The organism is Lysinibacillus sp. JNUCC 51 (assembly GCF_015999525.1).
Taxonomy (GTDB): domain Bacteria; phylum Bacillota; class Bacilli; order Bacillales_A; family Planococcaceae; genus Lysinibacillus; species Lysinibacillus xylanilyticus.
In genome coordinates this window covers 205,645-218,443 of sequence record NZ_CP065545.1, presented here as the reverse complement: position 1 = coordinate 218,443, position 12,799 = coordinate 205,645, and the positions used below count along the sequence as shown (strand labels likewise).

At 33.8% G+C, this 12,799-nt stretch carries 15 protein-coding genes and 3 pseudogenes; 9 read left to right on the top strand and 9 right to left on the bottom strand.

Annotated features, from left to right (window positions below; all coding sequences use genetic code 11):
• Positions 1 to 117: 117 nt before the first annotated feature.
• Together JNUCC51_RS01325 and JNUCC51_RS01320 are read left to right on the top strand one after the other, a co-directional pair.
• The gene (locus JNUCC51_RS01325; protein WP_337990474.1) at positions 118 to 510 is read left to right on the top strand and encodes a hypothetical protein; all 393 of its coding nucleotides are present in this window, start codon (positions 118 to 120) and stop codon (positions 508 to 510) included.
• A 68-nt stretch (positions 511 to 578) separates the two neighbouring features.
• Entirely contained in the window at positions 579 to 1,199 is a 621-nt protein-coding gene (locus JNUCC51_RS01320) for an NAD(P)-dependent oxidoreductase (RefSeq protein ID WP_337992171.1), read from the top strand.
• A 139-nt stretch (positions 1,200 to 1,338) separates the two neighbouring features.
• Here JNUCC51_RS01320 and JNUCC51_RS01315 read toward each other — a convergent pair whose 3' ends face one another.
• On the bottom strand, positions 1,339 to 1,722 hold the full coding sequence (locus JNUCC51_RS01315) for a hypothetical protein (RefSeq protein ID WP_337990473.1): 384 nt from the start codon (positions 1,720 to 1,722) through the stop codon (positions 1,339 to 1,341).
• Positions 1,723 to 1,899: 177 nt separating this feature from the next.
• Between JNUCC51_RS01315 and JNUCC51_RS01310 the strand changes: the two are divergent.
• Together JNUCC51_RS01310 and JNUCC51_RS01305 are read left to right on the top strand one after the other, a co-directional pair.
• A pseudogene (locus tag JNUCC51_RS01310) lies at positions 1,900 to 2,264 on the top strand (hypothetical protein).
• Positions 2,251 to 2,889 carry an O-methyltransferase gene (locus JNUCC51_RS01305; RefSeq protein ID WP_337990472.1) on the top strand — a complete coding sequence of 213 codons (639 nt, stop codon included), beginning with the start codon at positions 2,251 to 2,253 and terminating at the stop codon, positions 2,887 to 2,889. Before JNUCC51_RS01310 ends, JNUCC51_RS01305 begins: the two are co-directional and overlap by 14 nt.
• Before the next feature lie 63 nt (positions 2,890 to 2,952).
• Here JNUCC51_RS01305 and JNUCC51_RS01300 read toward each other — a convergent pair whose 3' ends face one another.
• Positions 2,953 to 3,174, bottom strand: coding sequence for a hypothetical protein (locus JNUCC51_RS01300; protein WP_337990471.1), 222 nt, complete (start codon positions 3,172 to 3,174; stop codon positions 2,953 to 2,955).
• Between the two features lie 266 nt (positions 3,175 to 3,440).
• Between JNUCC51_RS01300 and JNUCC51_RS01295 the strand changes: the two genes are divergently transcribed.
• Positions 3,441 to 3,863, top strand: coding sequence for a hypothetical protein (locus tag JNUCC51_RS01295; RefSeq protein WP_337990470.1), 423 nt, complete (start codon positions 3,441 to 3,443; stop codon positions 3,861 to 3,863).
• Between the two features lie 186 nt (positions 3,864 to 4,049).
• Here the strand turns inward: JNUCC51_RS01295 and JNUCC51_RS01290 are convergent, their stop codons facing one another.
• The 3 genes from JNUCC51_RS01290 to JNUCC51_RS01280 form a co-directional block, all read right to left on the bottom strand.
• On the bottom strand, positions 4,050 to 4,478 hold the full coding sequence (locus JNUCC51_RS01290; protein WP_337990469.1) for a GNAT family N-acetyltransferase: 429 nt from the start codon (positions 4,476 to 4,478) through the stop codon (positions 4,050 to 4,052).
• 306 nt (positions 4,479 to 4,784) lie between these two features.
• The gene (csaA, locus tag JNUCC51_RS01285; RefSeq protein WP_337990468.1) at positions 4,785 to 5,117 is read right to left on the bottom strand and encodes a chaperone CsaA; all 333 of its coding nucleotides are present in this window, start codon (positions 5,115 to 5,117) and stop codon (positions 4,785 to 4,787) included.
• Positions 5,118 to 5,133: 16 nt separating this feature from the next.
• Positions 5,134 to 5,664 carry a hypothetical protein gene (locus JNUCC51_RS01280; RefSeq protein WP_337990467.1) on the bottom strand — a complete coding sequence of 177 codons (531 nt, stop codon included), beginning with the start codon at positions 5,662 to 5,664 and terminating at the stop codon, positions 5,134 to 5,136.
• 198 nt (positions 5,665 to 5,862) lie between these two features.
• Between JNUCC51_RS01280 and JNUCC51_RS01275 the strand changes: the two genes are divergently transcribed.
• Both JNUCC51_RS01275 and JNUCC51_RS01270 read left to right on the top strand, forming a co-directional pair.
• Entirely contained in the window at positions 5,863 to 6,582 is a 720-nt protein-coding gene (locus tag JNUCC51_RS01275) for a polysaccharide deacetylase family protein (RefSeq protein ID WP_443136989.1), read from the top strand.
• A gap of 89 nt (positions 6,583 to 6,671) precedes the next feature.
• A pseudogene (locus tag JNUCC51_RS01270) lies at positions 6,672 to 7,360 on the top strand (Type 1 glutamine amidotransferase-like domain-containing protein).
• A gap of 167 nt (positions 7,361 to 7,527) precedes the next feature.
• Here the strand turns inward: JNUCC51_RS01270 and JNUCC51_RS01265 are convergent.
• Both JNUCC51_RS01265 and JNUCC51_RS01260 read right to left on the bottom strand, forming a co-directional pair.
• Positions 7,528 to 8,049, bottom strand: coding sequence for a hypothetical protein (locus JNUCC51_RS01265; protein ID WP_337990465.1), 522 nt, complete (start codon positions 8,047 to 8,049; stop codon positions 7,528 to 7,530).
• A gap of 256 nt (positions 8,050 to 8,305) precedes the next feature.
• A complete protein-coding gene (locus tag JNUCC51_RS01260; protein WP_337990464.1) occupies positions 8,306 to 8,860 on the bottom strand; it encodes a delta-aminolevulinic acid dehydratase in 555 nt (184 codons plus the stop codon).
• Between the two features lie 615 nt (positions 8,861 to 9,475).
• Here JNUCC51_RS01260 and JNUCC51_RS24745 point away from each other — a divergent pair.
• Positions 9,476 to 9,700, top strand: a complete 225-nt coding sequence (locus JNUCC51_RS24745) for a YolD-like family protein (RefSeq protein ID WP_443136988.1) — start codon at positions 9,476 to 9,478, stop codon at positions 9,698 to 9,700.
• Positions 9,701 to 10,011: 311 nt separating this feature from the next.
• Here the strand turns inward: JNUCC51_RS24745 and JNUCC51_RS01255 are convergent, their stop codons facing one another.
• Entirely contained in the window at positions 10,012 to 10,965 is a 954-nt protein-coding gene (locus JNUCC51_RS01255) for a protein kinase family protein (protein WP_337990463.1), read from the bottom strand.
• Between the two features lie 579 nt (positions 10,966 to 11,544).
• Here JNUCC51_RS01255 and JNUCC51_RS01250 point away from each other — a divergent pair.
• Positions 11,545 to 11,911 (top strand): annotated as a pseudogene (locus JNUCC51_RS01250) (phage terminase large subunit); the annotation flags it as partial.
• A gap of 76 nt (positions 11,912 to 11,987) precedes the next feature.
• Here the strand turns inward: JNUCC51_RS01250 and JNUCC51_RS01245 are convergent.
• Entirely contained in the window at positions 11,988 to 12,785 is a 798-nt protein-coding gene (locus JNUCC51_RS01245; protein ID WP_337990462.1) for an ABC transporter ATP-binding protein, read from the bottom strand.
• Between the last annotated feature and the right edge of the window lie 14 nt (positions 12,786 to 12,799).

The following is a 12,799-nucleotide window of genomic DNA, read 5'->3' as shown; positions in this document are numbered from 1 at the left end:
GCCAGGCTATTTAAATGTTAGCCTGGTAAGCTATGTTATAAAAAAATCCAGGAGAGTGGGATTCATTATTTAATAAGAAAAACGTATTCTATTAAAAAGATGGAATGGAGAGAATGTATGAGAGGGTTAATAAAAGGCCTTTTTATGTTATTTTCCTTGATAGTAATAACTGCAGCCTTGATTAAATATAATCAACCTTCAATTATAGAAAAACCCATTCAAAAAAATCCCGATACAAATTATAGTGAAGAAATTGGAGGGAAATTACAAAACACGAATTTTACAAAAAAAATTATAGTAGCGTTACGAGCAGCAGGCTATTTTCCAGATAGTACAATAGGTTACTTAATTGAATCTCCAAGCAATCAACTAATAACGATACAATTACATAATTTAGATAAACTTGAGAAGAGTACAGAAAGCGAAATCCAAAGTATCGTCAACAGTATTGCGGAAACTAATGATCTTCAGTTGTTTATGGTTAATGTCAAACTTACTGATGTTCATTAAGGATGGTAAGAGCCTCTAAATAGTTACTGAAAATTTATGTGCTATAATCAAGAAAAGAGGTGATCATTCTGGGAGTATTAGTTTTAGGTGCCACTGGGCGAGTTGGTAGCCACATTGTGTCCCTAGCGTTAAAAGATGAATATAGCGTTACAGCTTTAGTTCGTAACCCAAAAAAGCTACAAATAAATGATGAAAATTTACATATCGTACAAGGAAATGTCTTAGAAAAACAAGATATAGAAAATGTCATGGCGAATGTAGATATTGTCATTAGTGCATTAAACACAGGTGGCGCAAATACTTTAACTGAAAGTATGCCGCTAATTCTTGACGCAATGGACAAAGAGCATGTGAAAAGAATTATAACTGTCGGAACGGCTGGTATTCTACAAAGTAGACTGACACCAAGCATTTTACGTTATCAATCGAGCGAATCAAAAAGAAAAACAACCTTTGCGGCAGAGGAACACCATAAAGTCTATAATTTCTTGAAGAAATCTGACACTGATTGGACAATCGTCTGTCCTACATACTTACCTGATGGTGAATACACGGGCATTTATCGTATCGAACGAGACTTTTTACCAGATGGTGGGGCAGAAATATCTGTAGCAGACACAGCAGAGTTTGTCTATCAACAAATTCAGAACAAAGAATATGTGAAATCGCGTGTAGGTATTGCGTATTAGATTTTTAAACAATTAAATAACAGAAGCGGATAAAAAGAGGCTGAAAAACCAATGTTTAAAGGTTGGGAAGCTTTGTTCATCAAAAAAGAGGGCGTTAATCTAAAAAGGTTAACGCTTTTTTCGTCTCCTTTCTTGAAAATCAGCCTTCAGATAGAATTAAATATCGTTTAACCACATTGTCATATTTCACGATGAAAGTGTCATTACGTTCTTTTACAGAATAAATCTTTGCACCAATTGGTAGAAGGTTAGCTGTACCGTTTTTAAAATCTTTAGCTTTACTAGATTTAAATTTTATTTCACCAATATATTTATCTTCATTGAGTTCAAGTTCATCGATCCATTCTATATTGGTCTTTAAAATGTTACCTTCCCATTGAAAAATATCTGCTTCTTTGTCCAATCTTAAAGCTTCTGCTGCATTAGGTTTTTTAGATTCAATAGTTTCTTCTGTGACTGTTGCACAACCAACTAAAAATAAACTAATTAATACCACAAATAATAAACAGAATTTTTTCTTCAATATTCCACCTCTCACATAAGACATGCTTCTAAGCGGTCTCACTCGCCAAATTAATTAGGCTGACAATTACAGTTTAATGGAAAAACTGGTGATAGTAAATATTGCCAATTACTAAAGGGATTATGGGGAATGAGAAGGTTGATTGACAAAGTGTATACCATTGGGAGGGGTATGAAAATGAGAAGTGAAAAATTTAAGGAGTTTAAAGAAGAGGGACATCATCGTGGGGGACGTCACAGAGGACGAGACGGCTCTCATCAACGTGGAGCTAAAACCTTCAGACGTGAAGATCCATTGCTTTTTTAGAGATGATGAATTTAAAGCGTACAACGATTAAGCAACAACTAGAGCAATCAGAGTTTCAATCTATTCAGCCAATATTAGTGGGTGAATTAAAAGCTATTGATATGGTCATCAATGAATTCATACAATTATTTGAAATACATGAAAGTGAAATGATGGCTTCATCCGACAGTCAAGAAGATGATGAAAAATCTTTAAATCATGATGAGGAAGGGAATAATCTGAATGCAAATAATTAATAATTACATTAATTCCGTGTTTTATAAGCAAGACGCTATTTTAGAGGCGGTCATTACATCTATTGAAGAAAACGGAATGCCCGCCATTTCTGTTTCTGCTTCCTCTGGAAAACTTTTATCTATGCTTGTCTCGATGACAGGGGCAAAAAACATTCTTGAAGTAGGGGCTCTCGGGGGATATAGCGGAATTTGTCTAGCTAGAGGGTTCGGCAGTGACGGGAAATTAACTTCTCTAGAATCAGAGGAGAAATATGCGCAGTTAGCATACAGTAATTTAGCGAAAGCGGGTTTTGGTGAACAAGTGACATATTTAACAGGACCTGCATTGCAAAGCCTTGAAAAACTGGTACAAAGTAATGAACGATTCGATTTTTTCTTTATCGATGCTGATAAGGATAATTATGAAAATTACTTAAATTATTGTGTGAAGCTAGCAAAACCCGATGCTATCATAGTTACTGACAATGTCCTTGCTGCAGGGAGTGTGGCAGATCCAAATGCCAAACCAAAACGTTATACGGAATTAATGAAGAAATTCAATGTAGCAGTAGCAAAACATCCTCAATTAGAGTCAATTATTATTCCAATTGGTGATGGTATGACACTTTCAAAAGTGAAGAAATAAGCACTGTTTTCATATGAGAAGGCACTGACGGATTGCATGTTAGTGCTTTTTTTAATTCTTAGCCTATAAAAACAAATAATTGAGGATCCATCCGGTAATCCCAGTTATAATTCCTACAATAATTAAGACAAGTCCATGCTTTTTCGCATTATAATCACTTCTTAAAACGATACCCATACAAACGGCAATAATACCACAAAACAATTGGAAAAAGACAAGTGCAAACAAAGCATTTATCCAACCAATCGTAATGAGTAAGGATTTAAAGCTTTTATTATTTTCCATATACATTCCTCTTTTCATGTTTTGTATATATACCATTTTATTGGAAAATCGGATTAGCGTACATGATATAATTTGGATAATAACAGTAGTATAAAATAGGGGAGCCAAGATAAGTTGCATGTAAATTACAAAAAGACTCAAAATTGTAGACATAAACTTGATTTCAGTCTAATTTCATGCGGTAGGAACAATGTACATAAAGGTGAAAAAGAGATTCTTTATCAACCATTTTATAAAGGTTAATGTTTTTTTAGGAGTTGTTTGGAATGAAGAAAAAAATAATTTTTGTTATAGCTTTAATTTTTATAGCAATTGTCTCAATCTATTTTTTTAATGAATACAAAACAAAAAGCCTTGTAAAAGATTTTCTTCATGCAAATAATTTAAGCGAAGAAATCCTTAAAATTGGTGTATTAAATGATTCAACGACAACCATAACGAACGTGGATAAAGACAATCCTATATTTCCAACATTAATAGATTTACTGGAAGATTTAACAGTGAAACGGTCTCACTCTGATTTTTCTTATACAGAAGGATACACGTTCATTATTTATCGCAATAACAATTTTTACCATATATCTGTCAATGAAAGTGGCATACTACTGATTGATGGTAAAAATTACGAAACACAAGAGGATGAATCTATTAAAGAATTGTTTGCCCTCATTAAAAAAAGCACCCAATAAAGGGCGCTTCTTCACTCTTTTCCCATACGTTTGAACTTGCTATGCTGATGCAATGAAAGCAGGAATAGCTGTATAAGCTGATTTGTTAATAATTGCTTCAACTACAGTAGTGCCAAGACTTGTTAATGTACTTGCAAATCTAGCTTGTGTAATTTTCCCTTGCCCAAAAACCGTACCCTTTCTTACTTAATTCAATTCAAGATGTAATATTGGATATGGGCGACCTGAACTATCTGTTGGTTCTTCACTGACAATCGTAAAACCATTTTTCAAATAAAACATCTTTGCGTTTTCATTGTCTTTATTTACATCAACAGACCTTATATTAAAATCTTTAATGAGTTGTTGTATTATTTGTTTTCCAAAACCTTTCCCAATTTCAGCAGGTTCTAAAAATAGCATTTCTAAGTGCTGATTATTGATACCTGAAAAACCTATCAACTCATTTTCCATAAACCAAAGCCTCACATCAAGATGTGGGAAATACATAGGAATTTCCTGTTTAATGTCTTCTTTATCTTTTAAACTTAAAAAATCATGTGTTTTGGTAACGGATCTATCCCAAAGATTGATAATAGTTTCATAGTCATTAGTTGTTGATTGTCTGTTTTTCATAAAGTTCTCTCCTTTTCTCCTTTTCTCCTTTATCACGCTCCTTTCTTTTTTTCATTTGAAGATTTTAATGATGTAGCACCAATCAAAATAAATTTTCATTTTCTATGATCCTCTCGATTTAGGGGAATTGTTCTTTTAATACTTATTAAGTAACAAAAATGGTAACATATATAGTACTAAATGAAGCGAAATAATAAAAGGGCCACATATTCGTGCCTCTTATAAGGCTAAATTAGCTTTACACTACTATTTATACCTGCAAAATAGGTTTCATCTTTTTAATATCACTATCACAAAACCCTAGACTTAACTAATTTTAGTTCCGTTTGGTACAGGCTGATCAGGTGATAATAAAATCACATCTCCTTCTACAGGAACTCCGCCAATCACTAAAACTTCAGATTTAAAGCCTGCTACACGACGGGGAGGGAAATTAACGATCGCTACTACTTGCTTATTAATAATTCCTTCTGTTGTATAGCGTTTAGTAATTTGAGCAGAGGATTGCTTGATTCCAAAATCTTCACCAAAATCAATTTTCATTTTAATAGCAGGAACTCTTGCTTTCGGAAGTTCCTCAGCTTGGATAACAGTGCCAATTCTTATATCAAGGTTTACAAAGTCTTCTATAGTTGCCATATAAAATACTCCTTCATTAATTTTCAATTAGAATAAATTCTTGTAAGTTCTTTTCGATATAATTATTAATTTTTTCCATAGTAGCTGGATAAATGTTATCGAATATTACATATAAAGATTCAAATGATGCATGGAGCTCTTTGTTTTGAATTAATTCATCTCGAGTGATTGAAAAATTATCCAATGTTGTAGGATGATTATGTTGTTTTAGTTCTTGTTCAATTTTCTCAAGGAGTAAAAGAAAAGGTTCATCGTGAAAATACTTAAAACATGTTTTGAGAGCTGCCCATTTTTTAGACTGTGCCATGAAATAGGCACTCCACCAATAAAATTCGATAAGAGATTCACTAATGTGACAATAATAAACATAAAACATAAATAATGCTCTTTGACCTTCCGTAAGTTCCTCAAAAAAACGTTCTTTCACATCGATATTAGTTTCTTCGGACATTCTTCTCTTATAGATATTAATGAGTGGTTCAAAACACCTTTGACTTAGACTGGAGCAATTAGAAACAAAATCCTCTTCTTTTACCTTTATTATCAAAATAATCACACTCCTTCCCAATAATATAACATTATTGGAATTGGGATGTGCAGTGTTTTTATCATTCATTTTGGATTGTTATTGGTTTTATATACAATTAAAAGAACAAAAATTAAAGCATTTTTTAGTTTAAACCTCAAATAATAATGATTAGAAATAATTATTGCAGGAGGTGAAAACTTGAGGAAATATTATCTGCTGATCTCTTTATGCATTTTCGGGCTATTTTTATTTTTTATAAATGAAAAAACCTTTGCAGACAAGGGAAGGAAGTATTACGAAGAAGCAGGGCAAATTTTGTGGGATATTAATACGGATGAAAAAGTTATCGCCTTAACCTTTGATGATGGTCCTCATAAAAAGTACACTCCTGACATTTTAGATATATTAGACAAGTATAATGCAAAGGCCACGTTCTTTATTGTGGGTGAAAATGCAGAAAAATACCCTGAGCTTGCTTTACGTATACATGAAGAAGGGCACGAACTAGCTATTCACACATATACGCATCCTTTTAGAACTAATGTTTCCAATTTGATAAAAGAAATAAAACAAACACATGCGACAATTTATGGTATTACTGGATATGTCCCTGTTTTATTTAGACCGGTTGAAGGGCAATACACGGATTCCATGATCGATGCGATAGCAAAAGAAGGGTATAAGGTTGTCATGTGGTCATGGCATTTAGATACATTTGATTGGAAAAGTCCTGGAGAAAAGAAAATTATTAATACTGTTTTAAAAGGAGCTAAGCCTGGAAGTGTCGTGTTATTTCATGACGGCGGTGGAAATCGTGAGCAAACGGTAAGGGCGTTGGAAAAAATCTTACCAGAGCTTGAAGACCAGGGATATCGATTTGTAACGATTTCTGAGCTACTGGAGATTCAAAAATTAAATAAGAAGGATGGAAAATGAAAAGTAAAGCTCAGTTCCCAGTATGAACTGGGCTTTACTTTTCAGTAATTTTTTTAAATTCAAAAAACGGTAGAATGGAAGTGGTAAAAATGAAACAAATTATTACATTAGGAGGAGGGGGCTTTTCTATGGAGCCTCATAATCCATTATTAGATACATATATTTTACGGCAGTCTAACAAAGTTAATCCTAAGATTTGCTTTGTTCCTACTGCAAGTGGAGACTCAGAAAATTATATTGCAGGATTTTATTATCACAACAATGCATTCCGTCCCACTTATCACTATTTTCACCTCCAACTCGAGATTTAGAAAGTTTTATTATGGAAAAGGATATTATTTATGTTGGGGGAGGAAATACTAAAAACCTTTTAGCGTTATGGAAAGAATGGAAGTTAGATAGCATTTTTAAGACAGCTTGGCATGAGGGAATCCTTTTAACAGGCATTAGTGCTGGCTCAATTTGTTGGTTTGAGGAAGGAATAACAGATTCATTTGGAGGAGATCTAGAGCCGATAACATGTTTAGGGTTTCTTCCAGGAAGTAATTGCCCTCATTATGATGGGGAAATCAATAGAAGACCAGCTTATCATAATTTGGTTAAAACTAATAAACTCTCATCTGGAATAGCTGCTGATGATGGAGTAGCTGTCCATTTTATCGATCAAGAAATTCATAAAATTGTTAGTTCAAAACCTGATGGTAAAGCATATAAGGTCTCCTTGGATAATGATATTAATGAACAAGAGTTATCTGTAGAATATTTAGGAAATATGTAATTATAAAAAATAAGCGTATTCATGACTTTTTCTGTCTTGAATACGCTTGGATTTTTCTAAGTCTGTTTTAGCTTTACAAAAAAGTACAAACAGTACTTTTCATCGTCAAACCATGTGTACCTTTCAAATTGGGTCATTCGTGCATCACACTCTTGGATCTCTTTCAACTATGCAGCATCCCAAAACTGGCCACAGTCGTATTCGAGATCTCCTAGGTCTGGGCCTCCGTCTCGGCTTGTTAGCTTTTGGTCGCAGTTCGTGCAGATGGCGACTAAAGTGGGGTTGGCTTGAAGGAACATTGAGTTCTTAAGATTGAAGACGCCTCTTACGGAATTCACTCCATGATCGCGGATTCCCTGTTGCAAGAACTCAAACCCTCCATATATATGTCCGCACTCACACTGGATAGGGCTAAAGCGGAAGGAATGGACTTCGATCCCCAGTTCATCCTTAATCCTGGCCTTCTTGTCGTTCGATATGGGCTGGATTTTGGAAGTTTTCATTCGTTCCGGCGACCAGTACCACGCCTTGACCGCTTTGGCTTGGTCATTGGTCAAGTAGAACGATGCGGACTTTCCGCTATTGATTGTCTCCTTTACGATTTCTACAACGGTGGAGTCATTCGCAGAAATTATGACCTTTCCGCTGCACGCAACAGCATCGATGTGGGTCAACATTGATTCATACATTGTAATATCATCCCTCCATTTTTAGTTTCAGCTCAACTGATTTTAACCTTGCACTATCTAATATTTCCATAAAAAGAGTTTACAGAAATTTGGTTATGTTTTATTTATTTCAGGTATTTTTTATTTGGTTTAATGCACCTGGCAATTGCTTTATTCATTCCTAATATAACAGTTGGGGTGACCACCCTAAGTTACAAATAAAAATGATCAGGCGCTCAAAAATAGTGAGTACCTGATCAAGATATAAATGATATATTTACGATAAATAAAGCTGATACATTGAAGTTTCTTCATCCAAAGATTTTGCAATGTCAAAAGCCTCTTGCTGAGTTTTATTATTTTGAATAATTTCATACATAAATCGTATTAAAAACATTAGATTTGCAGTTCCATCTATGTAATCATTTGGAGCGATATAAGAATGACAGCCACTTTTTAAGAATGCTGATGCTAATTGTTCAACACCTAATGTACAGCCAGTCGCGATAACTTTTGTATCATTTAATTTTGAATAACGCATCACCTCCTCAGGACCAAAAAATTCTCCTCGGGGCTCGTTTATTTCATAAACGTCTTCTCCTAGCTCATTAATACATAATCTTCCTTCATCACCGTGAAAATTCAGAATTAAATAATCAATCTTTTCGTCTCGATCTTCTCCTGATAACAAATCTATAAGATCGTTGGGTCTGCCTATCCAATGTACTGTAACTCTTGCCCCAAAGTACTCAAGGATTGAACGAAAGGCAAACGATTCCATATCAGTATTTGGACCAACAGCTAAACTAACATATAATTCTGGTTTACTCATTTTAATAACTCCTTTTTATCTTTATTAGGAAAGTGTACTCACTTTACAAGTCTTGATTTCTCGAAACCAAGAGCACGCTAACATTTAAAGATTAGTTAAAAAAACTGGCAAAATAATTGCCCTTGTTGTTTAGAAACGTTCCTTGTTTAGGTAACATTTTCCTATTATTGATTATAATAGGGTGTATAGTTACTATACTGTCAATGGTATGGGTGGATTTTGTTTAAAATGGGTAAATTTATAAAAATTGTTTTTTTTTAAATTAGTTGAAAAAGTACCTAGTAGAAAATTATACGGCATTAAATATCTTATTTTACCTTTTGCCCCAACGATCGTATCTCAACGAGGGATAGTCGATAAAGCTAGCAATGACGTGGATTGGTCTCCATAATCTCAAAACCAACCATCTAGTTAATCTTTCAACAAGCTTTTACATGAATTTAACGCTCACGATGAATATTAGCTGGCGACTGGGTAATCATATCTTTTTGTTGTAAAAATAAGAACGCTAATTCTATGGTGTATACAAACGAACGTTCTTGATGAGAGGGCGAGGTTATGATAAAAGACCGTGGAAATATGAAGTGGACAGTGATGATGCTACGGAGCATTTAGCTGAAATTTGAGAGAGAGCAATTTTATGATAAAAAGCGAGAATTAATTGAGTGGGAGCTAGAGGAAATTGAGCAAATGATTCAACGTGCCTTCAAATTACGGCAACTAGTTACATTAACGCTATGGCAAAATCATAATTTGGGTAACAAAACTGGATTCGTTACAGGGATAAAAAGAATGGGTTCCATTAGCCGAAGAGGGCATACTTCCGCAAATACATTTTGACTTTTGCAGCGTGTGTGGATTAGAAAAGGAACTCCGCATATACGTAGACAATGACAAAGACAAACGTTGTTATGATTGTGGTAAGGAATAAGGGAAATCAGTATGTTGGAAAGTTTGTAAAATATTAAATGAGGTGCTTCAGGGCAATAAGGATATATGAGCATGTTTTGAAAAAAGATTGATCAAAACATGCTTTTTATATTTATTCTCATATAAAGGATAAAAATTTAGTAAGACTTTACAAAGTTACAATCGCATTAAAATTTTACTGAAACAGGGAGGAGAATAATTAACAAGTATCCTTTCTATCACTATTTATTAAATTCTAATTCTTCAAGTATATGTAACGTTTCTTGTAAAAATAAATCTTGTTCTTCTTTACTTTCTAACAAAATACCATCTTCTACACGGTCAAAACGAAAAGCACGTATAATAGCTTTTGTGTAATCAGCATAAGCTCTTTCTAATTCATTTAAGGGGCGTTCTTTGTTATATGAATCAATAAATAATTTAAACCGTTCTGTTTCATTTAATCTACCTTTGTAGGGGACATGCCAAGCATGATATACACCAACTGCAATACATTCATTTAAATAAACTTCATTTCCAGCTAGATTAAAATCATAAATTGCCAGACTTCCTTGATATTGTTTTAACATGTTGTAATAACAAAAATCACCTTGAATCGCCCCTTGAGGTAAATTACCCCAAATTAGCTTTAATTTTTGACGATAATCATTATATAAAGATTCTATTTTAGAATATGTGGGGTGCGATTTAAATTGTTTTTCAAAGTCTAAAAAGCTTAACTCATTTTCATCGTAATCCCCAATTGCATCAGTTTGATTTCCACCAAATAAACTCCAAGAAGTAGCTGTGTTGAATGGAGTTGATAGTTGTTGAGAGATGTAGTGCTGAACACCTAACAAACTCCCGATTTCAACAAGTTCTGCATCTGTTATAGCTTCAATTATTTCGCCCTTTAGTTCTCTTTCTAATGAATATACTTTCTCATCAATTTCTACAACATAATAACCACTATTAGATTTTACATATTGAGAAACATTCATCCCTTTTTCTGATAGATTATTAGCAAAATTACAACATTGTTCCCAATAGGTTTTATTAGCTTGTTCTCCTTTTAAGAAATATGTATACTCAGCTTCAATTTTTGCTAAAACTCTTTCACCCATTCTAAAAATCTCTATCTCTTTGGGGATAACATCGTAATGACTACATATAAACATTATTTTTTGATTATCCATCTCAACCTCCATAAGTTTAAAAACATTCTCTTATCCAGATGTCAAATCTGTAATTTCATTTTATAGGAAATATTTACAATTGTGTATTGAAAAAAGATATTGTATCCACCGCTTAAACTAAGTGATGTAACAAACAAATGGGATATAAAAGTGAAATCGGTACACATTCAAATCGATCATCTTCGTTGTTAATAGCACCAAATCTTGTTTGAATTGGATTGACTTCAACACCATTTGCTTAACATTAATCAACCTATGCAATGGAACGGCTAGGGATGCTATAGCACCACTCCGGAAAAAATTAGCGAATGCTGGTTGAGATGGTGGTTCTTGGGGTGGGGGAATTTCACATGCCTCTATCGCTTTTATTACTCTTGATGGGATACCACATTTTTTTACAACGTTCGCATGAACAATTTTTATCACATAAATTCAAAAAAATACTCTTTTCCTAATTTCTAATTAATACTATTGTATTTAAATTATGCTTACTCGTTTGGATGTTTGTTGATATATGTCTGATAATTAATAACTTGATAGTAAGTAATATTACATAATCTATAAAAGGAGTTGAGAGAGTTGACGACAACAGTCGAGAAAGAAGTGAATACACATTTCGAAGATTTACTTTTCGAATGGCGTTGTAAAAATCAACTCCTTGTCGGGGGATATTGTTCTTCAAAATCCTACCATGTGGCTACTCAAAATACTTTTAAAACTACTTGAAGAAAAACGTACAGCTCTAGTCGTTCGTGAAGGTTACGACACACATAGAGACAGTACGTTTTCTTTGTTTACAAAAATTATTGAAGACCTCAGGCTTTCTGGAAAAGTGAAGACGAGTTCATCACCGATGACAGTGAAGTTTCCGAACGGTTCAAAGATACTCTTTCGAGGGATGGAAAAGCCTGAAAAGCTAAAATCCATCAACAACATATCACTACTCAACTCTTGTACTATGATACAAAGTTCGGAGGTTACGTGTTTTTAAATGTTTATTAAGCAATAAGAATGTCTAATTTTTAAGAGATGATTCGTCCTTTACCAAAAGGAATACATAATGGTGTACCAAATATAGGATCATTCGTCATTTTACAATCTAGATCAAAGACATGCTTTACCAACGTCTTCGTCATGATCTCTTCAGGTCTTCCTTGTTGAAAGACACCTTGGTCTCGGACAGTTATGATGTGGTCAGCATATCGACATGCTAAGTTAATATCGTGTAATACCATAATAATTGTCCGTTTTTGCTGTTGATTTAATTCAAATAATAAATCTAAAATTTCTATTTGATGTGTTAGATCTAAGTAAGTAGTTGGTTCATCTAATAAGATAATATCTGTATCCTGTGCAAGTGTCATGGCAATCCAGGCACGTTGACGTTGACCGCCTGAAAGCTCATCCACTGGTTTATCCTGTAAATGATCAACACCTGTTGCTTTTAAGGAGTTTAATACTATTTCTTCATCTTTTTCTGTCCATTGTTTGCGCCAACTTTGATGTGGGTAACGGCCTTGTTTAACAAGTTGTAGTACTGTTAATCCCTCTGGTGCTACTGGTGACTGAGGAAGAATAGAAAGTTTTTTTGCTACTTGTTTAGTAGATAATTTAAAAATATCTTGTCCATCCAATAATACTGATCCATGCTTTGGCTTTAATAATCGAGCAATGGAGCGTAAAAGTGTAGATTTTCCACAACCATTGGCGCCAATCAGCACGGTAATTTCATTCATCGGAATAGATAAATCTAGATTTTCAATGATATTGGAATCACCATAATTTAACGTAAGTGATTTAGTTTCTAAAGTTTCAGTCATGAAATTTGACTCCT